General features: G+C 61.1%; 17 protein-coding genes. 8 read left to right on the top strand and 9 right to left on the bottom strand.

Going from position 1 to position 20296, the window contains the following annotated elements; all coding sequences use genetic code 11:
- Positions 1 to 46: 46 nt before the first annotated feature.
- The gene (locus tag GA0061103_RS20830; protein ID WP_092714576.1) at positions 47 to 2233 is read right to left on the bottom strand and encodes a mechanosensitive ion channel family protein; all 2187 of its coding nucleotides are present in this window, start codon (positions 2231 to 2233) and stop codon (positions 47 to 49) included.
- 173 nt (positions 2234 to 2406) lie between these two features.
- On the opposite strand from GA0061103_RS20830, the gene GA0061103_RS20825 reads away from it, so the two are divergent.
- Entirely contained in the window at positions 2407 to 3372 is a 966-nt protein-coding gene (locus GA0061103_RS20825; protein ID WP_092715152.1) for a DUF1444 domain-containing protein, read from the top strand.
- Between the two features lie 53 nt (positions 3373 to 3425).
- Here GA0061103_RS20825 and pncB read toward each other — a convergent pair whose 3' ends face one another.
- The 7 genes from pncB to GA0061103_RS20790 form a co-directional block, all read right to left on the bottom strand.
- Complete coding sequence (gene pncB / locus GA0061103_RS20820) at positions 3426 to 4730, bottom strand: nicotinate phosphoribosyltransferase (RefSeq protein ID WP_092714574.1); 1305 nt, start codon at positions 4728 to 4730, stop codon at positions 3426 to 3428.
- A 204-nt stretch (positions 4731 to 4934) separates the two neighbouring features.
- A complete protein-coding gene (locus tag GA0061103_RS20815; protein WP_092714572.1) occupies positions 4935 to 5894 on the bottom strand; it encodes a 2-hydroxyacid dehydrogenase in 960 nt (319 codons plus the stop codon).
- 11 nt (positions 5895 to 5905) lie between these two features.
- Positions 5906 to 7543, bottom strand: a complete 1638-nt coding sequence (locus GA0061103_RS20810) for an ABC transporter ATP-binding protein (RefSeq protein ID WP_092714570.1) — start codon at positions 7541 to 7543, stop codon at positions 5906 to 5908.
- A complete protein-coding gene (locus tag GA0061103_RS20805) occupies positions 7540 to 8694 on the bottom strand; it encodes an ABC transporter permease (RefSeq protein WP_092714568.1) in 1155 nt (384 codons plus the stop codon). Before GA0061103_RS20805 ends, GA0061103_RS20810 begins: the two co-directional genes overlap by 4 nt.
- Positions 8694 to 9785: a microcin C ABC transporter permease YejB gene (locus tag GA0061103_RS20800; protein ID WP_092714566.1), complete on the bottom strand. Its 1092-nt coding sequence runs from the start codon at positions 9783 to 9785 to the stop codon at positions 8694 to 8696. Before GA0061103_RS20800 ends, GA0061103_RS20805 begins: the two co-directional genes overlap by 1 nt.
- A gap of 170 nt (positions 9786 to 9955) precedes the next feature.
- Positions 9956 to 11794 (bottom strand): extracellular solute-binding protein, encoded by a 1839-nt coding sequence (locus GA0061103_RS20795; RefSeq protein ID WP_092714564.1) that lies wholly within the window; start codon positions 11792 to 11794, stop codon positions 9956 to 9958.
- 108 nt (positions 11795 to 11902) lie between these two features.
- Positions 11903 to 12523 carry a TetR/AcrR family transcriptional regulator gene (locus GA0061103_RS20790; protein ID WP_092714562.1) on the bottom strand — a complete coding sequence of 207 codons (621 nt, stop codon included), beginning with the start codon at positions 12521 to 12523 and terminating at the stop codon, positions 11903 to 11905.
- 52 nt (positions 12524 to 12575) lie between these two features.
- On the opposite strand from GA0061103_RS20790, the gene GA0061103_RS20785 reads away from it, so the two are divergent.
- From GA0061103_RS20785 to GA0061103_RS20755, 7 genes are all read left to right on the top strand, one after another.
- Positions 12576 to 13145 carry a hydrolase gene (locus tag GA0061103_RS20785; protein WP_092714560.1) on the top strand — a complete coding sequence of 190 codons (570 nt, stop codon included), beginning with the start codon at positions 12576 to 12578 and terminating at the stop codon, positions 13143 to 13145.
- A gap of 155 nt (positions 13146 to 13300) precedes the next feature.
- Positions 13301 to 14326 carry a penicillin-insensitive murein endopeptidase gene (gene mepA / locus GA0061103_RS20780; RefSeq protein WP_092714559.1) on the top strand — a complete coding sequence of 342 codons (1026 nt, stop codon included), beginning with the start codon at positions 13301 to 13303 and terminating at the stop codon, positions 14324 to 14326.
- 98 nt (positions 14327 to 14424) lie between these two features.
- Entirely contained in the window at positions 14425 to 14805 is a 381-nt protein-coding gene (locus GA0061103_RS20775) for a methylglyoxal synthase (RefSeq protein ID WP_092714557.1), read from the top strand.
- A 34-nt stretch (positions 14806 to 14839) separates the two neighbouring features.
- Positions 14840 to 15862, top strand: a complete 1023-nt coding sequence (locus tag GA0061103_RS20770) for a glucokinase (protein ID WP_092714555.1) — start codon at positions 14840 to 14842, stop codon at positions 15860 to 15862.
- Between the two features lie 265 nt (positions 15863 to 16127).
- Positions 16128 to 17867 (top strand): ABC transporter ATP-binding protein, encoded by a 1740-nt coding sequence (locus GA0061103_RS20765; RefSeq protein ID WP_425349530.1) that lies wholly within the window; start codon positions 16128 to 16130, stop codon positions 17865 to 17867.
- Positions 17868 to 17881: 14 nt separating this feature from the next.
- Positions 17882 to 18706 (top strand): 4-hydroxy-tetrahydrodipicolinate reductase, encoded by an 825-nt coding sequence (gene dapB, locus GA0061103_RS20760; protein ID WP_092714552.1) that lies wholly within the window; start codon positions 17882 to 17884, stop codon positions 18704 to 18706.
- A 25-nt stretch (positions 18707 to 18731) separates the two neighbouring features.
- Positions 18732 to 19367 (top strand): 2,3-bisphosphoglycerate-dependent phosphoglycerate mutase, encoded by a 636-nt coding sequence (locus tag GA0061103_RS20755; RefSeq protein ID WP_092714550.1) that lies wholly within the window; start codon positions 18732 to 18734, stop codon positions 19365 to 19367.
- A gap of 194 nt (positions 19368 to 19561) precedes the next feature.
- Here the strand turns inward: GA0061103_RS20755 and phnF are convergent, their stop codons facing one another.
- A complete protein-coding gene (gene phnF, locus GA0061103_RS20750; protein WP_092714548.1) occupies positions 19562 to 20296 on the bottom strand; it encodes a phosphonate metabolism transcriptional regulator PhnF in 735 nt (244 codons plus the stop codon).

The raw sequence follows: 20296 nt of genomic DNA, 5'->3' as shown, positions 1-20296 counted from the left end.
CGCAATTCCGGACGGAAAACCGCTGCGCACTTTTCCCGGAAGTGCTCTAGCTCGCCTGCTGCGCGCCATCCACGTTCGCCGCCCGCATCTCGATAAGCTGCCGGGCAGCAGCGGCAGCGGCTTCCTTGTCGCTTGCCACCTGTACGGTCGGGAAGGCGAACTGGATGCCGTTCTCGTCGAAGGACTGCTTGATCAAGGCCAGCGCGCTGCGGCGAATGACCGAGAGCTCGTTGGGCTTGGCGGTGATCGCCAGTCTGATCTCGATTGCAAAATCGCCGAACTGCTCGACGCCCTTCATCTTCAGCGTCTGAATGATGCTCGGCTTCAGATCCTCGTCTTCAAGCAGGCGCTGGCCGATATCCTTGACGATGCGCTTCAGCTTCACGAGATCGGTATCGTAGGTGACCTTGACGATGATCTTGTCGATCGCCCAGTCGCGGTTCATGTTGTTGACCGCGCCGAGCGAGCCGAAGGGGATCGTCGCCAGCGGGCCGCGCTGGTGACGCAGCTTGACCGAGCGCAGGCTGAAGGATTCCACCACGCCCTTGTAGTGGCCGCTTTCGATATATTCGCCGATGCGGAAGGCATCGTCCCAGAGGTAGAAGATGCCGCTGATGACATCCTTGACGATGGTCTGCGCCCCGAAACCGACGGCAACACCGACGACGCCGGCGCCGGCGATCAGCGGCCCGATCTGAACGCCGAGGCCCGACAGCACCATCATGGCTGCGATGATGCCGATGACGACGGCAAGAATGTTGCGGAAGATCGGCAGCAGCGTCTGCAGCCGGGCGCGGCTCGCTCTCATCTCATCCGATTCGCCGACGGCCGGCAGGGATTGCATGACTTTGCCGTCGATATAGGTTTTCGCCAGCTGCCAGACGAGATCGGCAATCAGGAGGATGATGATGCCGCCGAGTATGCCGCGAGCGATGCGGCCGACATTCGATTCGCTGCCGCTCATCATCGCATGCGCCTCGACGCCCAGCATGTGACCGAGCCACAAAGCCGCAAAGGTAATGATCAGCGCCCGCAAGCCGCGGTCGAGCAATACGGCCGCGATCTTGCCGGTGCCGAAAATGCCGTCGGCCGCATCATGCAGAGCCTCGATCGCCTGCGTGGATACCGAGAGGATGCGTGGCAGCAATATCGCATAGATGCCGATCCACAAAAGGCCGTCGAAGCCGGCCACCCAGAGACACCAGAGGGCCACGAAGAAAATCGTCAACAGCCAGGAGACCGTCTTCGCCCCGCGCTTTTCCGGCGCGAGCGGCCTGGACCACACGGCCGCCGTGGCAATCAGAAACAGACCGATGCCGAGCGTATAGCCGATGAGGTCCCGCGCGCCTGCGGAAAAATCCAGCGACGTGACGGCCTGGATGATCGCCCAGCCGCAGGCAAAATAAATGGCAAACAGCGTGCATCGCCGATACCAGTAATAGGCCACGCGCCGCCGTTCGGCGATGCGGGCGACACCGCCGTCCTCGTCCAGAACATCACCGGCGCGACGCATCGCGATCAATTCCATGACAAGCTTGCCGATGGAGATCGCCAGCCTGATCGATACCATCGCAATGACGCAAGCGATGGCGAAATTTTCAATGGCAGGCGGCCAATCGAAGGCAAGAAGCGGAACGAGCGTCACCAGGCCATGGATAATGGCGGGCACGACGCCGCCCAGAAACTGGAAGCGCGCTGCCTGCAGTTCCGTCTCGGTACCGGCAGCCTTCTCGGTGCGCTGCATATGCTTGGTGTTGATGAAGCGCGCAACGGCGAGTTCGGCCACCAACCCGAGGAAGAACAGAAGGACAATCTGAACGATGATGCGCACGAGGCCGACCGACTTGCCCTCGCCTTCCAGCTTTTCCGATGCGGTCATGACCTCGTAGGGCAGCGTCATCGCAGCGCCGGAGACCAGCTCAAGGTGATGCCGCGTATGGCCGAGCATGCCCGACAGAACCGACATCTGATTGCCGTCGGCCGGAGCCGGATCGCTGGCGGGCGCGGGTTTATCGCTAGCGGGGGCAGGCTGACTGTTGAGCTGCGTGGTCAGCCATTGCCTGACATCAGGCTCGTTCATCAGTTGAATCAGCTCGCGAACCTTATCGGGCGGCGGGGCGACCGGCTGTGACGCGGCCACATTCTGAGCGGACACCGCCGCAGGTGCAGCCAATGCAAAAAGACAAAAAAGCAGGCCTCCGATTGTCCACCTGCCGCCCCCGACATTCCACATCTGCGCTGCCTTTCCCGCAATCGGACCATCCGGCCCGCTCCTGCAGACTATACGCGTTTTTTATACGGGCAAGCAGGCACTTACGGCACCCGATCCCCATCATGCCGCCATTGCCCCGCAACGGCAGCCGCGCTAGGTTCTGCAGCAATACCGTTCAGTACTCGGGGATGCGCGTGTTCAATTTCCTGAAAAGGCTCTTCGGCAGAGGCAAGCGCGCGGAGGTGCGCCCCGGCCAAACCTTCCCGATGCAGGAGCCCGAGAGCGCGGCCGCTGCCAAAACCCTCGATCTCAACATTCCCGACGAAGCCTTGCAGGATGAAGCAGCCTTTGCCGCCTATCTGCAGGAACGCCTGCCGTTCTTCGGCGATCTGATCCGCGTCGATTACGATGCTGCCGCCGGCAGCCTGACGCTGCACAGCCGCAACGGCGATACGATGACGAAATTCCTGAGCAATGCACTGCTAGCGCTGCGCGAAAAGCGCGGGCCGGCGCGTGCGCAGGCGCTCCTCAACTATCTCACTATGACGGAAGCCATGGTTGACAGCGGCGAGCTCGCCAAGGTCCTGCCGGTCCTGAAAGCACGCGATTTCGTCGAGGTTGCGCGGCAACAGATGATGCAGGCTGTCAAGGACGAGCCCAATCCGCCGCAATTCGTCTACCTCGACGAGGCCGAAAACCTGATCAAGCTCTTCGTCGTCAACGGCGAAACGACGGTCAACTACGTCATGGCCGAAGCGCTCGACGACTGGGGCATCGATGTCCGGGAACTCGCCGAAATGGCACAAGCCAACCTGCAGAAGTTTCTCACGAAGACCGGCGTGCAGATCGCCAAACGCAGCCGATTCCAATATGTCGAGGTGGACGGCCAGTTCGAATCCAGCATCGCCTTCCTGCCGAATTTCTGGGCGCAGGTGCAGGAGCAATCCGGCGGTGCCGCGCCGATCGCCGCGTTCCTGTCGCGTGACAAGGTGTTTTTCACGCATGAGAATGACGTTGAAGGCCTGCAGCTTCTGGAGCTGATCAGCGCCGATCTCAGCGACGTGCCCTACGTTATTTCGCCGGATCAATATCGCTGGGAAAATGGCCGCTGGACGCTCTTCCGGCGCGTCGCGCGGATGGAAGCAGCCATCCGCCACTAGAACTTTTACGCATTCCGGACGGAAAGCCGTTATGCGCTTTTCCTGGAAATGCTCTAAACCAGCACTTCCTGATCGACGCGATCTTCAGCGCCGAAGAACTTCAGATAGCGCTCGACTTCCGCAGGCTCGCCGGTCGCCTTCTGTGGATTGTCCGAGAGCTTCACGGCCGGACGGCCGTTGGCCTCGATGACCTTGCAGACGATCGAAATGGGGTTGAGGCCCTTGAGTTCGGTCGGGGCGCAGCCCGCGAAATCGTTGGTGAGGTTGGTGCCCCAGCCGAAGCTCATGCGCACGCGGCCGTCGAAATGCCTGTAGGTGTCGATGATCGCATCGACATCCAGACCATCGGAGAAGATCAGCAACTTCTGGCGGGGGTCGCGGCCCATCTTTTTCCACCAGTCGATGATCTTTTCGCCGCCTTCGATGGGCGGGGCGCTGTCGGGGCGGAAGCCGGTCCAGTCGGCCACCCATTCCGGCGCGTTGCGCAGGAAGGAAGCTGTGCCGAAGGCATCGGGCAGCACGACGAGCAGGTTTCCGCCATAGAGGCGGTTCCAGTCGCGCAGCACCTTGTAGGGCGCCTTGCCGAGTTCTTCATCGTTCCGGGCAAGAGCGGCTGCGACCATCGGCAGCTCATGCGCGTTGGTGCCGACGGCCTCGAGATCGGAGTCCATGGCGAGCAGGACATTGCTTGTACCCGTGAAGGCATGGGGCACGCCTTCCTTCAGCGCCTCCACGCACCAGCGCTGCCAGAGGAAGCTATGGCGGCGGCGGGTGCCGAAGTCGGAGATGCGCAGGCCCGGCAACTCCCGCAGCCGCTCGACCTTTTCCCACATCTTGGCCTTGGCGCGGGCATAGAGCACATCGAGCGTGAAGGGGCCGAGCGCCTTCAGCGCCGTGCGCGAGCGCAACTCGTTGATGATGGCGAGCGCGGGGATTTCCCACATCGTCGTTTCCTTCCACGAGCCGTGGAAGTCGAGAATATACTGGCCGTCGCGCTTCGAGAGCTCGTATTCCGGCAGCTGGAAATTCGACAGCCAAGAGAGGAATTCCGGCTCGAAGATCTGGGCGCGGCCATAAAAGCTGTTACCGGCCAGCCAGATCATCTCCTTCTTGGAGAGGCGGAGCGTGCGGGCGTGATCGAGCTGCTCGCGCAATTCCTTCTCGTCGATCACTTCGGCAAGACGGACGCTCTTGGTGCGGTTGATGAGCGAGAAGGTCGCGTCGACATCCGGATAGAGCTTCCAGATCATCTGCAGCATGAGCAGCTTATAGAAATCCGTATCGATCAGACTGCGGACGATCGGATCGAGCTTCCAGGTATGGTTATAGACGCGGGTGGCGATATCCGTCTTGGTCATGTCGTTCCTGCCCCGTCTCCTGCCCTGCGGACGTCATGCTTTTCGCCGGCGGCGTGCCGGCATGCGAATGTAGCGCCCTGTTATCAAAAAATGTTGAGCGAAAGTCCAGTCGCTGAAAGAAAATTGATACCAGGGCAAATGAGTCGCATTTTGCCGGCAACAGCCGAGGCATAAGGCCCCGACCATCGCCATCCGAAGATAGACTTAGTAACCCCGGCCGCGATCTACCAGATGCTGCAGCGGTTCGCCGCGTTCGAAGCGGGTGATCTGCTCTTCGACGTGGCGCATCAACGCCCTTTCCTCCGACACGGCGGAATCATGCGGCGTGATGATGACATTTTCCAGGCTCCAGAGCGGATCGTCCGCTGCCAACGGCTCGACGGTGAAGACATCGAGCGAGGCGCCGCCGAGGATGCCGGTACGAATAGCCGAAGCGATATCGGCCTCAACCTGGCTCTTGCCGCGGCCGGCATTGATGAAGACCGGCTTGCCGAGCGGACCGTTGCGATGCAGCTGGGAAAAGAGCGAGGTATTGTAGATCCCGGTCGTCTCTGCCGTCAGCGGCAGCAGGCCGACGAGAATGTCGGTACGCGCCAGAAACGCATCGAGCCCGCCAGCATCGAAGGTTTCCATGCCATCGATCCCTTTCCTGCTGCGGGACCAGCCGATGACGTTGAAACCCATGACTTTCAATTTCGCGGCGGCATCGCAGCCGAGAACGCCGAGGCCCATGATACCGACGGTAACGTCGGCCGCTTCCGGACCATGCTGCGGCACCCATAGATGCTGGCGCTGATTGCGCATATGCCCCTGCACATCGCGCAGATGCATCAGGCATTGCATGACGACCCATTCGCTCATGCGCGTCGTCAGGCTGCGATCGACGAAGCGGACCATCGGGATGTCAGGCAGGCCGGCAATGGACAGCATCGAATCGACGCCGGCGCCGCCCGAAAAGACCACCTTGAGATTGGGCGCCCGTTCGAAAAGATCGGCATCCGGCTTCCACAAAAGCGCGTAGTCGATATGGGAGAGATCCGCACCTTTGTTGGCAGGATCGGCGAGATTGATGCTGCCGCGATCGGCAAAGGCCGTCTCAAGCGCCTTGGCAACGGTTGCAGGGTCGAATTTGAGATCGATGAGAACGGGGCTTTTGGCCGGCATGATGGTGGTCTCTATTGCTGGATGGCGGCGGTCGGCACCGCCTCGATATTGAATGCGGCGGCAAGCAGCGCCTTGGTGTAGTCTTCTTTCGGCGCCCGGAAAATATCGGCGGATGCGCCCTGCTCGACGACCTTGCCGAAGCGCATGACGATCAGCTCATTGGCGAGCGCCTTCACCACTTTCAGATCGTGGCTGATGAAGAGATAGGCGAGGTCATGCTTCTTCTGGAGATCGCGCAGCAGGTCGACCACCTGCGCCTGCACGCTCATATCGAGCGCCGAGGTCGGCTCGTCCAGCATGACGAAACGGGGCTTCAGCACCATGGCGCGGGCAATGGCGATGCGCTGGCGCTGGCCGCCGGAAAACTCATGCGGGAAGCGCCAGCGGGTGGACGGATCGAGGCCCACTTCCTCCAGTGCCCAGCAGACGCGCTGGTCGCGCTCGTCGGCAGACAGCGAGCGCTCATGCACCTTGAGCCCTTCGGCGATGATCTCACCCACCGACATGCGTGGGCTGAGCGATCCATAAGGGTCCTGGAAGACCACCTGCAGCTGGTTGCGCAGCGGCCGCATCTCGCGGAACGAATAGCCGGCTATATCCTTGCCGACGAAGGCGATGCGCCCTCTCGAGGAAATCAACCGCGCAAGTGCCAGACCAAGCGTGGTTTTGCCCGAACCGGATTCGCCGACGACGCCGAGCGTCTGGCCGGCTCTCAGTTTCAGATCGATGCCGTCGACGGCCTTCACATGATCGACGACCTTGCGCATGAAGCCGGCCTTGATCGGGAACCAGACGCGGATATCGCTGCCTTCCATGACGACGGGCTTGTTGGCATCGCTCGCCGGCGGCTCGCCGCGTGGCTCGGCAGCCAGCAGATGGCGGGTATAGTCATGCTGCGGCCGGGTGAAGACATCTTCCACCGCGCCGGTCTCGACGATCTTGCCCTTGGTCATCACACAGACGCGGTCGGCGAACTTGCGGACGATGCCGAGATCGTGGGTGATGAACAGCATCGACATGCCGTGCGCGCCCTTGAGCTCGCGCAGCAGTTCCAGGATCTGCGCCTGCACCGTCACGTCGAGCGCTGTCGTCGGCTCGTCGGCAATCAGGAGTTCGGGGCGGTTGGCAAGCGCCATGGCGATCATCACGCGCTGGCGCTGGCCGCCGGACAGTTCATGCGGATAGGCCTTGAGGCGCTTTTCCGGTTCGCGGATACCGACCTGGTTCAGCAGTTCCAGCGTGCGACTGCGGGCTGCATGGCCGGTCATGCCCTGATGCAGCGCCAGGATCTCGCTGATCTGCCGCTCGATCGAGTGGAGCGGATTGAGCGAAGTCATCGGCTCCTGAAAGATCATGGTGATGTCGTTGCCGCGCACGGCGCGCAGCTCGTTATCCGACGCCTTCAGCAGGTCCTTGCCCTTGAACAGGATCTCGCCGGAGGGGTGGCTCGCCGACGGATAAGGCAAAAGCTTCAAGATCGAATTGGCCGAGACCGACTTGCCCGAACCGGATTCACCGACCAGCGCCACGACCTCGCCGCGATGGATGTCGAAGGAAACGCCATCGACAGCAATCGAGGTCTGCCCGCCCTGGTGAAAGGCGACGGACAGATTGCGGACAGACAGCAGTGGAGTGGAGTTTTCGCTCATCGGAACGTCTTCCTCGGATCGAAGGCGTCGCGCACGGCCTCACCGATGAAAATCAGCAGCGACAGCATGATCGACATAGTGAAGAAGGCCGAAAGCCCGAGCCAGGGAGCCTGCAGATTGGATTTGCCCTGGGCAATCATTTCCCCCAGCGACGGCGAGCCGGGCGGCATGCCGAACCCCAGGAAATCCAGCGAGGTCAGCGTGGAGATCGAGCCCGACAGGATGAAGGGGACGAAGGTCAGGGTCGCGACCATCGCATTCGGCAAGAGGTGGCGATACATGATGGTGCGGTTGTTGACGCCGAGCGCGCGGGCGGCGCGCACATATTCGAAATTGCGCGCCCTGAGGAATTCGGCGCGCACGACGCCGACGAGGCCCACCCAGGAAAACAACAGCAGGATGCCGAGCAGGATGAAGAAGCCGGGCGGCAGCACCGAGGCGATGATCAGCAGGATATAGAGCACCGGCATGGACGACCAGATTTCGATGAAGCGCTGCATTAGAAGATCGGTCCAGCCGCCGAAATAGCCCTGTATCGCGCCGGCGCAGACGCCGACGACGGCCGAGCATATGGTGAGCGCCAGGCCGAACAGCACCGAGATGCGGAAGCCGTAGATCAGGCGGGCGAGCACGTCGCGCGCCTGATCATCGGTGCCGAGCCAGTTGAAATTGCTCCAGTTGCAGTTTGGATCGGCAACGCCCTGCGCATAGCCCGAGCAGCGTGTTTCCTTGCTCATCGCCCAGAATGGCGGGGTCGGCGCCGACATCCCCGTAGGAAGGTTGGAATTGGCGGTCTGATAGGAATAATGGATCGGCGGCCAGATCATCCAGCCATTGGCGTTGATCTCATCCTGGATATCCTGGGCGCGATAATCCGTCTGCGCCAGGAAGCCACCGAATTTCTCCTCGGGGTAATCGACGAAGACCGGCGTCAGGATCTCACCCTTGTAGGAGACGAGGATCGGCCGGTCGTTGACGATGAATTCGGCACCCAGGCTGAGCACGAACAGCACCAGAAAGATCCAGAGCGACCAGTAGCCGCGGCGGTTTGCCTTGAAATTCTCCCAGCGGCGCACATTGGTCGGCGAGAACAGGCCCTTGCGCGGCGGCTTCACCGTCGTCGGGAGTACCTGCTGATTGGCTGCGTCCATCACACGTCCCTCCGCTCGAAGTCGATGCGCGGATCGATCCAAGTGTAGATCAGGTCGGAGACGAGGCTGACGACGAGGCCGAGCAGCGAGAAGATGAAGAGCGTCGCGAATACCACCGGATAGTCGCGCTGGACGACGGAGAGATAGCTCAAGCGTCCCAGGCCATCGAGCGAGAAGATATTCTCGATCAGCAGCGAGCCGGTGAAGAAGGCGGAGATGAAGGCGCCGGGAAAGCCGGCGATGACGATGAGCATGGCGTTGCGGAAGACATGGCCATAGAGCACGCGCCGTTCGGAAAGGCCCTTGGCGCGGGCGGTAATGACATATTGCTTCTTGATCTCTTCGATGAAGGAATTCTTGGTGAGCAGCGTCGTCGTGGCAAAGGCTGCGAGCGATAGCGAAATCAGCGGCAGCACCAGGTGCCAGAGATAATCGAGGATCTTCTGCCACCAGTTGAGATCGGCAAAATTATCCGAGACGAGGCCGCGCAGCGGGAACCAGTCGAAGAAGGAGCCGCCGGCAAACAGCACGATCAGCATGATGCCGAACAGGAAGCTCGGGACGGCATAGCCGATGATGATGATGCCCGACGTCCAGACATCGAAGGTCGATCCGTCCTGTACCGCCTTGCGGATGCCGAGCGGGATGGAAATGGCATAGGAGAAGATCAGGATCCAGATGCCGAGCGAGATCGACACCGGCAGCTTCTGGGCGATGAGGTCGATGACCGTCGTGTTGCGGAAGAAGCTCTCGCCGAAATCGAAGCGGATATAGTTCCACATCATCTGGCCGAAACGCTCGAGCGGCGGCTTGTCAAAGCCGAACTGCTTGTCGAGCTTGGCGATCAGTTCGGGATCGAGCCCCTGCGCGCCGCGATATTTCGAGCTGCTGTCATCGAAGGATTGCTGGGCCAGCATGTCGGTGCCGCCGGACAGGCGGCCGTTGGCATTGTCGCCCTGCCCGGTCAGCTGCGCGATAACCTGCTCGACCGGGCCACCTGGCGCGAACTGCACGATGGTGAAGGAAATGGCCATGATGCCGACAATGGTCGGGATCATCAGCAGGAGGCGTCGCAGAATATAGGCGCCCATCAGTCCGCCACTCCCTCAAAGAGGGGTATGTTCCACCTCGCCTCAATCCGTCCGTCGATCAAATCATAGTCCCTTCCGCCGGATCGCGACCGGCGCAGTCATTTCGGCTTGAAACTATCCGAATCAGCCTTGAGCATTTGGAGCCAGCCAGGCCCTCATTGCAAGAGAGCTCACTTTGCGGCGTTTTTCGACCACCAGACATCGGGGAAGCCGATCGAATAATAGGGCAATTCAGGCAGATGCTCGAATTTATCCCAGTAGGCTATTCTGTTCGTCGTTCCGTAGAACAGTGGGACAACATAGTGATGGGCGAGCAACACGCGGTCGAGCGCCTTGGCGGCAGCGGTCTTTTCTTCGAGGGTCGCAGCGGAAACCAGCTTGGCGATCAACGCATCGACACCTGGATCGGATATGCCGGCATAGTTGCGAGAGCCTTGGCGGTTTGCCGAAGCCGAGCCCCAGTAATCGATTTGTTCGCTGCCGGGCGGCAAAGCCGTGCCCCAGACGTTCCAGGTCGCATCATAGTCGAAGCTGCGAATGCGGTTGATGTATTGCGATGAATCAACTGTCCTGAGGGTCGCATCGATGCCGATGCGGCGCAGGTTCTGTACGTAGGGCAGGTTGGATCTTTCCAGCGAAGGGCTTCCGAGCAGGATTTCCATCTTGAAGGGCTGGCCGGTCTTTTCGTTGACCATGCGATTGCCCTTCAACACATAACCCGCCTCTTTGAAAAGCTCGATCGCCTTGCGCAGATTGTCCCGAGCCTTTTGTGGGTCGCCACCGACCGGATTGGTATAGGGCGTGGTGAAAACCTCAGGCGGCACCTTGTCCTTGATGCTGTTCAAAATATTCAATTCTTCGCCCGTGGGCAGCCCCGAAGAGGCAAGCTCGGTGCCGAAAAAGAAGCTGTTGACACGGGTCAGCTGGCCGAAGGCAAGTGCCCGGTTCGTCTCCTCGAAATCATAGGCGTAGTTCAGCGCCTCTCGCACACGTTGATCCTTGAACTGATCACGCCGGAGATTGAGCACCATCGCCTGCATGATGCCGACCGAGCGCAACGAGTTGGGCAGTTCGTCACGCTTGATACGGCCATCCTTGGCGGCGGGAAAGTCATATGCAGTCACCCAATGGCTTGCCGACTGGTCCTGCCAAAAATCCGTGTTCCCACCGCGAAAGGCTTCGAATTCCACATCCTTGTCGGCGTAGTAGGTGTAGGAAATCACCCCGAAATTGTTCTCGCCGACATTAACCGGCAGGTTCTTGCCCCAATAGTCATCGCGCAGTTCGTATCGGATCGACGAGCCCGGTTGCACGGCGGCGATCTTGTATGGCCCGGACCCCATGACCGGCTCGAGCGTCGTGCGGGTAATATCGCGTTGCTTGCCGTCCGGGCCGACATTCTCCCACCATTTTTTCGGCACGATCTGAAGCTGGCCGGCGATAAAGGGGAGCTCGCGATTGTTCTTTTCGTCGAAATAGAAGGTGACATCCCTTTCGCCGGTCTTTTCCGCCCGCGTCACGTGGGAATAGATACCCGTCGCCAAGGGATTGAGCTCTTTGGTGCGATCGAAGCTGAAAACGACGTCGTCGGGGGTAACGGGTGTACCATCAGCCCATTTGGCCTCGGCACGCAAGCGGAACGTCGCGCTCGATATATCGTCGGGATAGCTTACGCCCTCGGCGAGCAAGCCGTAGGAGGCCGCGATCTCGTCTCTGGACGATTGCATCAGCGTGTCGAAAACCATCGACAATCCACTGGCGGGGTTTCCTTTGAACAATACCGGATTGAGCGTGTCGAACGTGCCTTCACTCGACAGCTTCACCTCGCCACCCTTCGGCGCATCCGGATTGACGTAATCGAAATGCTTGAAACCGGGCTGGTATTTGAGGTCGCCGAGAATGGCCGTGCCGATGCGGAATTGCGGCTCTTCGGCTTTCGAGGATAGAGGCATTGCCAGCAGGCAAAAAAGAGAAACGACCAAGCCTGCTTTCAACCGCGACAATGCCATCCATGATCTCCTGTGATTTTTCGAGAATCAGCATAAGGCAAATGAGGGCAAAAAACAGGACGCAATAACTCACCTCTTCGTAAAGAGGCCGAAGACGGTCTCCGGGATTCAACCCTTTGCCGCAGCTTCTTCAAGACGTTTACGCAACATCAGCCGCAATTCGCCGGCGACGCGGCGGTCCTCGGCAGCATCAGGTTCGGCGGCGACGGCGACGACGATGCGCAGCAGTTCGAGCACGATGCCCGACATCAGCGCGATATCGTCGGATATCGGCGGTTGCGCCTGCCTGAGGACGCCAGCGATCAGCTCCTTCAGCTCTGCCCGTGAGCGCGCCTTGCGCTCCTTGGGAATATCGCGGCGCCCCGCCAGCACCGAAAATTCCGGATATTCCTCCATGAAGGTACCGAGCGCATGGAAGATCGCCTCGCCGCTATCGGCTGCCGAAAAGCCGGTGCTCCGTTCCGCCATGTCCCGAAGCCCGGCCTTCAATCGCTCCAGCCGTTCGATATGCAGCGCTTCGGCAAGCAGGGGCTTGGTCGGGAAGAACTGATAGAGCGAGCCGATGGAGGAATTTGCCTCGGCCGCAATCTCCGTCATCGTTGCCGCATCATAGCCCTTGCGCGCGAAAACCTTTGCGGCCGCCTCCAGCAGTATGACGACGCGATCATGACCGCGCTGCCGCTTCGGCGTGCGCGTCTTCAATTCTTCACTTGATTCTTGTGAGGCCATCCTCATATTTCCATTGTGAGGATACCCTCATGTTTTATGGAGCTACCGCGCGATGTCACTTTACGACCCCAAAACCACCGCTCTCGTTTCCATCGACCTGCAAGGCCTCGTCCTAAGCCGGCCGCTCGCACCCTACTCCGCCCAGCAGATCGTCACCAATACGGTCGCCATCGCAAACAAATTGAAAGCCGATGGCGGAACGACCGTTTTCGTGACGGTCGGATTTTCCGCAGACTATGCCGATGCTGTCAATCAGCCGACAGACGAAAGCTTTGCGCTTCCCCCAGGAGGTTTGCCGCCGGCCGCGCTCGAAGCTCCGGCCGAGATGGCAGCGCTGACACCCGATGTCGCCATCGTCAAGCGCCAGTGGAGCGCCTTTTACGGCACGGAACTGGATCTGCAGCTTCGCCGCCGCGGCATCAGGACGCTGATCCTAACCGGTGTCGCCACCAATTTCGGTGTCGAAGCGACGGTGCGCGATGCCTTTGCGGCAAATTATGCCGTCATCGTCGCCGAAGATGCCGTGACGACCTTCTCGCAGGACATGCAGGATTTCGCCTGCACGAAGGTCTTGCCGCGGCTGTCGCGCATCCGCAAGACTGAGGAAATTCTGGCGAACTGATCCGTCCGATGTGATGGTCCATGCAAGCAAGGGCGGCCGCCAATCGACCATCCGTGATTGCCTCCGTGATTGCCGCGGATTCACTTCCATCCTTTTTCAGGATAGTCTCGCCGCAAATCACTTCGGCTAATGCCGACCGCCTTTCAAGGATATGTATGGCTTCACTTCTGGCTCACGCCTTTCGAACGATCGGCAAACTTTCCCTCGCCACCTCGATCGGGATGGGCCTTATCGCCAGCGATGCGCTGGCACAGCAGGCTACCCCTTCGCCCGGCAGCGCCAAGGCTGTTTTCGGAGCCGTAACGCTGCCGACGCAGGGACCGCCGCAATCGATCGGCTTCTATGCCAAGGGTTGCCTTGGCGGCGCAGTCGCGCTGCCAACCGATGGGCCAACATGGCAGGCCATGCGCCTGTCGCGCAATCGCCGCTGGGGCCGGCCGGAAACGATCGGTCTGCTCGAACGCCTCTCGCGCGATGCGGCCAAGAATGACGGCTGGCCGGGCCTGCTCGTCGGCGATATCTCGCAGCCGCGCGGCGGCCCGATGTTCAACGGCCATGCCTCGCATCAGATCGGCCTCGACGCCGACGTCTGGCTGACGCCGATGCCCCGGCGCAAGATGACGGCGGACGAGCGCGAAGCTTTGCCGTTCACCACCATGCTCGCCAAGGACAAGTTCCTGACCATCAACGACAAAGTCTGGACGCCGGCGCATGCCCGCCTTTTGATGCGCGCGGCGAGCTATCCGGAGGTCGAGCGCATCTTCGTCAACCCGGCGATCAAGAAGAAGATGTGCGAGACATGGACGGGCGACCGCAGCAATCTCGGCAAGCTTCGGCCGGAATATGGGCACGACTCGCATTTCCATATCCGCCTCCGCTGCCCCGCCGGCTCGGTCGGCTGCACGGGGCAGGCGCCGGTCGCCGCAGGCGATGGCTGCGACAAGACACTTGCCTGGTGGTTCGGGCCGGAGCCCTGGGCCAAGCCGAAGCCCAGCGACAAGCCGCCACAAAAGCCGCGCGAGGTCATGGTTGCGGATCTGCCCAAGGCCTGCCAGGCCGTGTTGGCGGCACCCACTGTGGCTTCCGCGCGTCCTGCCGCCAAGGGTGCGGCCGCTTCGGCCGATACGAACGCAATGCCGGCCTCAGGCGATACGCCACCCGGCCAAATTCCGCAGCAGTGAGCCCCGAACAGTCCTTGCCGAGGCAGTCTTTCAAAACGCGCGCCCTTAGTATAGAAGGCGAATAAATCGATTGAAAACATCGGGCGGAGCAAGATTTCATGGCCGGCAGCAAATGCATCGCATTGATCGCGCACGATCAGAAAAAGGATGCGATGGCGGAGTTCGCACGGCGCAACCAGGCAGCCCTTGCCGGTTGGACTATCGTTGCGACCGGCACGACGGGCGGCCGCGTGCTTGATGCCTGCCCCGACCTCAAGGTCACTCGTCTGAAAAGCGGCCCGCTCGGTGGCGACCAGCAGATCGGCGCTCTCATCGCCACCGGCGAGATCGACATGCTCGTCTTCTTCATCGATCCCCTCACGCCCATGCCGCACGATGTCGACGTGAAGGCATTGACGCGGCTTGCCGTTCTCTACGACATTCCGATGGCGCTCAACGAATCCACTGCCGAGCGGCTGATCAAAACACTGAACCATTAATCCGCCTTGCCGGCGGCAGACCACGGACCTGGCCATGCCCGAGCTCAATCACAGCGATGCCCCCCTGCCTTTCCCAATCCTGATCGGCGATATCGGCGGCACCAATGCGCGCTTTTCCATCCTCGTCGATGCGGACTCCGAACAGGAGCATTTTCCGGTCGTGCAAACGGCGAATTTCGCGACGATCGACGATGCGATCAAACTCGCCCTTGAAAACAGCAAGGTCCGACCCCGCTCGGCAATTCTCGCCATGGCAGGTCCCGTGCAGGGTGACGAGATTCCGTTGACGAATTGCGATTGGGTGATCCGTCCGAAGACGATGATCGCCAATCTCGGCATCGAGGACGTGCTCGTCATCAACGATTTCGAGGCGCAGGCGCTCGCGATCGCCGAGATTTCCGACGAGCATCGCCAAACCATCGGCAAAGCATCCGGGAACATGATTGCATCGCGCGCCGTGCTCGGGCCGGGCACCGGTCTTGGCGTCGGCGGTCTGGTTCATACCCAGCATCAATGGGTGCCGGTGCCGGGCGAAGGCGGCCATATCGATCTCGGGCCGCGCACGGAACGCGACCTGCAGATCTGGCCGCATCTGGAACCCATCGAAGGCCGCATCTCTGCTGAACAGGTGATCTGCGGCCGCGGCCTCCAGAATATTTATCATGCCATCTGCGCAGCCGACAGCATCGAGCCGAGCCTGAAGGAGCCGGCCGACATCACCAACCATGCGCTTGCCGGCACCAACAAGCAGGCCGAGGAGACGCTGACGCTGTTCGTCACCTATCTCGGCCGCGTCGCCGGCGATATCGCCATGATCTTCATGGCGCGCGGCGGCGTCTTTCTTTCCGGCGGCATCCCGCAGAAGATCCTGCCGGCGCTGCAGAAGCCGGAATTCCGCGCCGCCTTCGAGGACAAGGCACCACACACGGAATTGATGAAGACGATCCCCACGCACGTGGTCGTCAATCCGCTTGCCGCGCTTTCCGGTCTTGCGACCTATGCCCGCAAGCCGACAAACTTCGGCCTTGCGACAGAAGGCCGTCGCTGGCGGCGTTAACCGCTTGCCAAACAGCTCATGGCGCGCCGAAACATCCGATGCGCCATGCCTTTTTGCCGGAGCCGCCTTCCTCTATAATGGGCTCGGCTCCGTGATCGGCCTTAACCAGCGCGGCAAGGCATGTCTAGCCAAAGCCGTGCTAACTCTTTAATAGAGCCGCGGAAGCACGTGCCAGATGCGGCTCGCTTGGTTCAAGACAGGAAGCCGATTATTGAAATTGCCTGATCCGAAAAGCAAAAACGTCGACAGCGAAGCCATCACCGGCATGCTGAAGCGCATTATCGCCGAGAACGGCCGCGATCACATTCGCGGCTACGCCATCGCGATTACCTGCCTGATCCTCGTTGCGCTTTCGACTGCTTACATCGGCTATATCGTCAAATCGGTCATCGACAGCGCCTTCATCGCCCGCGATATCGTCGATGCCTGGAAGATCTGTTTCAGCATCTTCCTCGTTTTCGTGGTGCGCGGCTTTGCCGGATATTTTCAGTCGGTCATCCTGTCGAAAATCGGCAACAACATCATTGCCCGCTATCAGCGCCGCCTTTATTCGCATCTGATGACGCTGTCGGTCGGCTTCTTCAGCGAAGCCCGCTCCGCCCAGCTCGCCGCCCGCATCAGCCAGAACGTCTCGGGCATTCGCGACGTCATGAACCTGACGATCACGTCGACGGCGCGCGACCTTCTGACCTTCGTGTCGCTGCTCGGCGTCATGATCTTCCAGGATCCGGTGCTCAGCATCGCCTTCGTCGTCATTGCGCCGCCGCTCTTCTTCGCGCTGCGCTACATTTCCAAGCGCCTGCGCGCTGCGACGCGCGATGCGATCGTGTTGAACAGCCATGTGCTCGGCGCGATGCAGGAAACCATTCAAGGCGTTTCCATCGTCAAGGCCTTCACGATGGAAGAGGAGCTCGAGCGCAAGATCAACAAGCTGATCACCGCCGCCGAGCACCGGCAGAACCGCATCGCCCGGCTTTCGGAGCGCAACGGACCACTGATCGAAACCGTCGCCGGCTTTGCGATCGCCAGCCTCTTCGCCTATGCGGCCTACCGGTCGATCTACGACAATGTCTCGCCAGGCGTGTTCTTCTCCTTCGCCACTTCGCTGCTGCTCGCCTATGATCCCGCCCGTCGCCTCGCCAAGCTGCAGGTGCAGCTGGAGCGCGCCGTCGTCAATGCGCGGATGATCTACGAGCTGCTCGACATGGAGCCGCGCCAGCGCGACCTTCCGGATGCCAAGCCGCTGAACGTGACCGATGCCCGCATCGAGTTCCGCGACGTGCATTTCGCCTATGGTGACGAAGCCGTCCTCTCCGGCGTCAATTTCTCTGCCGAGGGCGGACAGACGACTGCACTCGTCGGCCCCTCCGGCGCCGGCAAGTCTACCGTCATCAATCTCATTCCGCGCTTCTACGATCCGAAGGCAGGCAGCATCTTTATCGACGGGCAGGATATCGCGCATGTGACGAAACAGTCGCTGCGGGAGCAGCTCGCCTATGTTTCGCAGCAACCCTATCTCTTCGAAGGCACGATCCGCGACAATATCCGCTACGGCCGTCCGAACGCGACCGATGCAGAGATCGAGCAAGCAGCGCGCCTTGCCTATGCCCATGATTTCATCGAGGCGCAGCCGATGGGCTACGATACGCCGGTCGGCGAAAACGGTGTGACGCTTTCCGGCGGCCAGCGCCAGCGGCTGTCGATCGCCCGTGCGCTGGTGCGCAACGCGCCGATCCTGCTTTTGGACGAGGCGACCTCGGCGCTCGACACGGAATCCGAAGCCGCCGTGCAGAAGGCGCTGGAAGAGGCGATGAGCGGCCGCACAGTCGTCGTCATCGCGCATCGCCTGTCGACGGTTGTCCGCGCCGAAAAGATCGTCGTCATGCAGAACGGCCGGGTTGTCGAAGAGGGCAACCATGAGACGCTTGCGACGGCCGACAATGGCCTCTACGCTCGGCTCAACAACCTGCAGCTACCAGCGATATCAAGCAATTCCCGTAAATAGACGATAGAGACGACATGAGCGACGATGCGATGAAGCTGGTGGTGGTTGGCGCGGCGGGCCGCATGGGACAGGCTCTCATCCGCATCATCCATGCGACCGACGGCGTGACCCTGCATGCCGCCGTCGCGCGTCCCGGTTCCGCCTTCATCGGCAAGGATGCCGGCGAGATTGCTGGACTGGGGCCGATCGGCGTTCCCGTTACCGACGATCCGCTTGCAGCGTTCCTTCATGCCGAAGGTGTCATCGATTTCACCACGCCTGCAACCAGCGTCACCTTTGCCGACTTGGCCGCACAAGCGCGCATCGTCCACATCATCGGCACGACCGGCTGCTCGGACGAGGATGAAGCCAAGTTCAAGGCCGCCGCGCGCCATGCCCGCATCGTCAAATCGGGCAATATGGGCCTCGGCATCAACCTCCTGAGCGTGCTCGTCGAACAGGCAGCGCGCGCACTCCCTTCGAACGACTGGGACATCGAAGTGCTGGAGATGCATCATCGCCATAAGGTCGATGCGCCCTCGGGCACGGCGCTGCTGCTCGGCCAGGCGGCGGCGAAGGGCCGCGGCGTCGATCTCAATGACAGTTCCGTGCGCGTGCGCGACGGCCATACCGGCCCGCGCCCGGCCGGCACGATCGGCTTTGCCACCCTGCGCGGCGGCGGCGTGGTCGGCGATCACTCGGTGATCTTCGCCAGCGAAAGCGAGCGGGTGACGCTGTCGCACAATGCCGGCGACCGCTCGCTGTTTGCGCGCGGCGCGCTGCAGGCGGCGCTCTGGGCGCGCGACAAGAAACCCGGCTTTTATTCCATGCTCGATGTTCTCGGGCTCTCCACGCGTTGATCCGATCCTATCAAGGAGAAATTTTATGAGCGGTACTCTCGTCCTCGTTCGTCATGGCCAGAGCGACTGGAATTTGAAGAATCTTTTTACCGGCTGGAAGGACCCCGATCTGACCGCGCTTGGCGTCGAAGAAGCCAAGACCGGCGGCAAGGCGCTGGCCGACTACGGCATCAAGTACGACGTCGCCTTCACCTCGGATCTCACCCGTGCCCAGCACACGCTCAAGATCATTCTCGATGAAATCGGCCAGGCCGGTCTTGAAACGATCAAGGATCAGGCACTGAACGAGCGCGACTACGGCGATCTCTCCGGTCTCAACAAAGATGATGCCCGCGCCAAGTGGGGCGAGGAGCAGGTTCACATCTGGCGCCGCTCCTACGACGTTCCGCCGCCCGGCGGCGAGAGCCTGCGCGACACCGGCGCCCGCGTCTGGCCCTATTACCTGACGGAAATCCTGCCGCGCGTGCTTGCCGGCCAGAACGTGCTCGTCGCCGCCCACGGCAATTCGCTGCGTTCGCTCGTCATGGTTCTTGACCGGCTGAGCAAGGCGCAGATCCTGGAGCTCAACCTCGCGACCGGTGTGCCGATGGTCTACAAGCTCAAGGCCGATTCCACCGTCGCCTCGAAGGAAGTCCTCGGCGACATGTCCGGCGCGCATTGAGCGGCGTCTGACTAATTAGTTCCGGAATAGCCCCTCACCCTAGCCCTCTCCCCGTAAACGGGGAGAGGGGATCACCTTCGTACCCTCGTCTCGGCAGGTTAGTCGAGGGAAGGCTGTGGGCGCGTCCATCCCCTTCTCCCCGCGAGCGGGGAGAAGGTGGCCGATAGGCCGGATGAGGGCAATGCATCGCGCCGCTAATTCTCGACGGTAAAGCGCACCCTGTCGGCGGCGAAGCGGGAGATCGAATACTGCACCGGCACGTTGTCGAGATCTGAATTCAGCGCCTGGGTGATTAGAACGATGGCGCCCGGCGATAGTTGCAGATCGGCGAGGTCGCCCTCATCGGCATGCGTCGCGGTGATTTCGGTGACGACGCGCACATAGTCTGGCACGCCAAGCTCGCGAAACGCCTTGGTGATCGATCCGGTGGCGCGGTACACCTCGGCGATATTGCCGAAGCGATCCGCCGGGAACCAGCTTGTCGCCCGCGATACCGGGCGATGATCCGCGTGACCGAGCGTTTCGAGCCTTATCAGCGGCGCGCCAGCCTTGATTTTCAGCTGGCGGGCCAATTCCACGCTTGCAGGCTCTTCACCTGATGCAAGCAGCGCGCTGCGGGTCTCGCGCACCTGATCGCCGATCCCTTGTGAGAATCTCGTCCGCTTCGAGATCGGGAAGCTCAAGCGCTCCTTACGCTCGATCAGCGTACCCCGCCCCTGGACAGCCCGGACGATGCCTTCCTGCGCCAGCGCGGCAAGCGCGCTTCGGATCGTGTGCCTGTTGACGCCGAACTGCAGCGCCAGCGTCGTTTCCGGCGGCACCATACCCGTCTCGTCGAAATCCCCATGATTGATAGAGTTGCGAATCCGGTCGGCAATCTGCCGCCAGAGCGCCACGCCCGTTTGCCTCTGTATCTTTTGGCCTGCCAT

This window comes from Martinezella multihospitum, assembly GCF_900094585.1.
GTDB classification, from domain to species: domain Bacteria; phylum Pseudomonadota; class Alphaproteobacteria; order Rhizobiales; family Rhizobiaceae; genus Rhizobium; species Rhizobium multihospitium.
This window is presented reverse-complemented; position numbering and strand designations above follow the sequence as displayed.

Excerpts from the sequence above, each read along its gene's own strand:
- GA0061103_RS20830 (WP_092714576.1), bottom strand. The coding sequence starts at position 2,233 with ATGTGGAATGTCGGGGGCGGCAGGTGGACAATCGGAGGCCTGCTTTTT.
- pncB (WP_092714574.1), bottom strand. The coding sequence starts at position 4,730 with ATGACCAAGACGGATATCGCCACCCGCGTCTATAACCATACCTGGAAG.
- GA0061103_RS20815 (WP_092714572.1), bottom strand. The coding sequence starts at position 5,894 with ATGCCGGCCAAAAGCCCCGTTCTCATCGATCTCAAATTCGACCCTGCA.
- GA0061103_RS20810 (WP_092714570.1), bottom strand. The coding sequence starts at position 7,543 with ATGAGCGAAAACTCCACTCCACTGCTGTCTGTCCGCAATCTGTCCGTC.
- GA0061103_RS20805 (WP_092714568.1), bottom strand. The coding sequence starts at position 8,694 with ATGGACGCAGCCAATCAGCAGGTACTCCCGACGACGGTGAAGCCGCCG.
- GA0061103_RS20800 (WP_092714566.1), bottom strand. The coding sequence starts at position 9,785 with ATGGGCGCCTATATTCTGCGACGCCTCCTGCTGATGATCCCGACCATT.
- GA0061103_RS20795 (WP_092714564.1), bottom strand. The coding sequence starts at position 11,794 with ATGGCATTGTCGCGGTTGAAAGCAGGCTTGGTCGTTTCTCTTTTTTGC.
- GA0061103_RS20790 (WP_092714562.1), bottom strand. The coding sequence starts at position 12,523 with ATGGCCTCACAAGAATCAAGTGAAGAATTGAAGACGCGCACGCCGAAG.
- GA0061103_RS20785 (WP_092714560.1), top strand. The coding sequence starts at position 12,576 with ATGTCACTTTACGACCCCAAAACCACCGCTCTCGTTTCCATCGACCTG.
- mepA (WP_092714559.1), top strand. The coding sequence starts at position 13,301 with ATGGCTTCACTTCTGGCTCACGCCTTTCGAACGATCGGCAAACTTTCC.
- GA0061103_RS20775 (WP_092714557.1), top strand. The coding sequence starts at position 14,425 with ATGGCCGGCAGCAAATGCATCGCATTGATCGCGCACGATCAGAAAAAG.
- GA0061103_RS20770 (WP_092714555.1), top strand. The coding sequence starts at position 14,840 with ATGCCCGAGCTCAATCACAGCGATGCCCCCCTGCCTTTCCCAATCCTG.
- GA0061103_RS20765 (WP_425349530.1), top strand. The coding sequence starts at position 16,128 with ATGCTGAAGCGCATTATCGCCGAGAACGGCCGCGATCACATTCGCGGC.
- dapB (WP_092714552.1), top strand. The coding sequence starts at position 17,882 with ATGAGCGACGATGCGATGAAGCTGGTGGTGGTTGGCGCGGCGGGCCGC.
- GA0061103_RS20755 (WP_092714550.1), top strand. The coding sequence starts at position 18,732 with ATGAGCGGTACTCTCGTCCTCGTTCGTCATGGCCAGAGCGACTGGAAT.
- phnF (WP_092714548.1), bottom strand. The coding sequence starts at position 20,296 with ATGGCAGGCCAAAAGATACAGAGGCAAACGGGCGTGGCGCTCTGGCGG.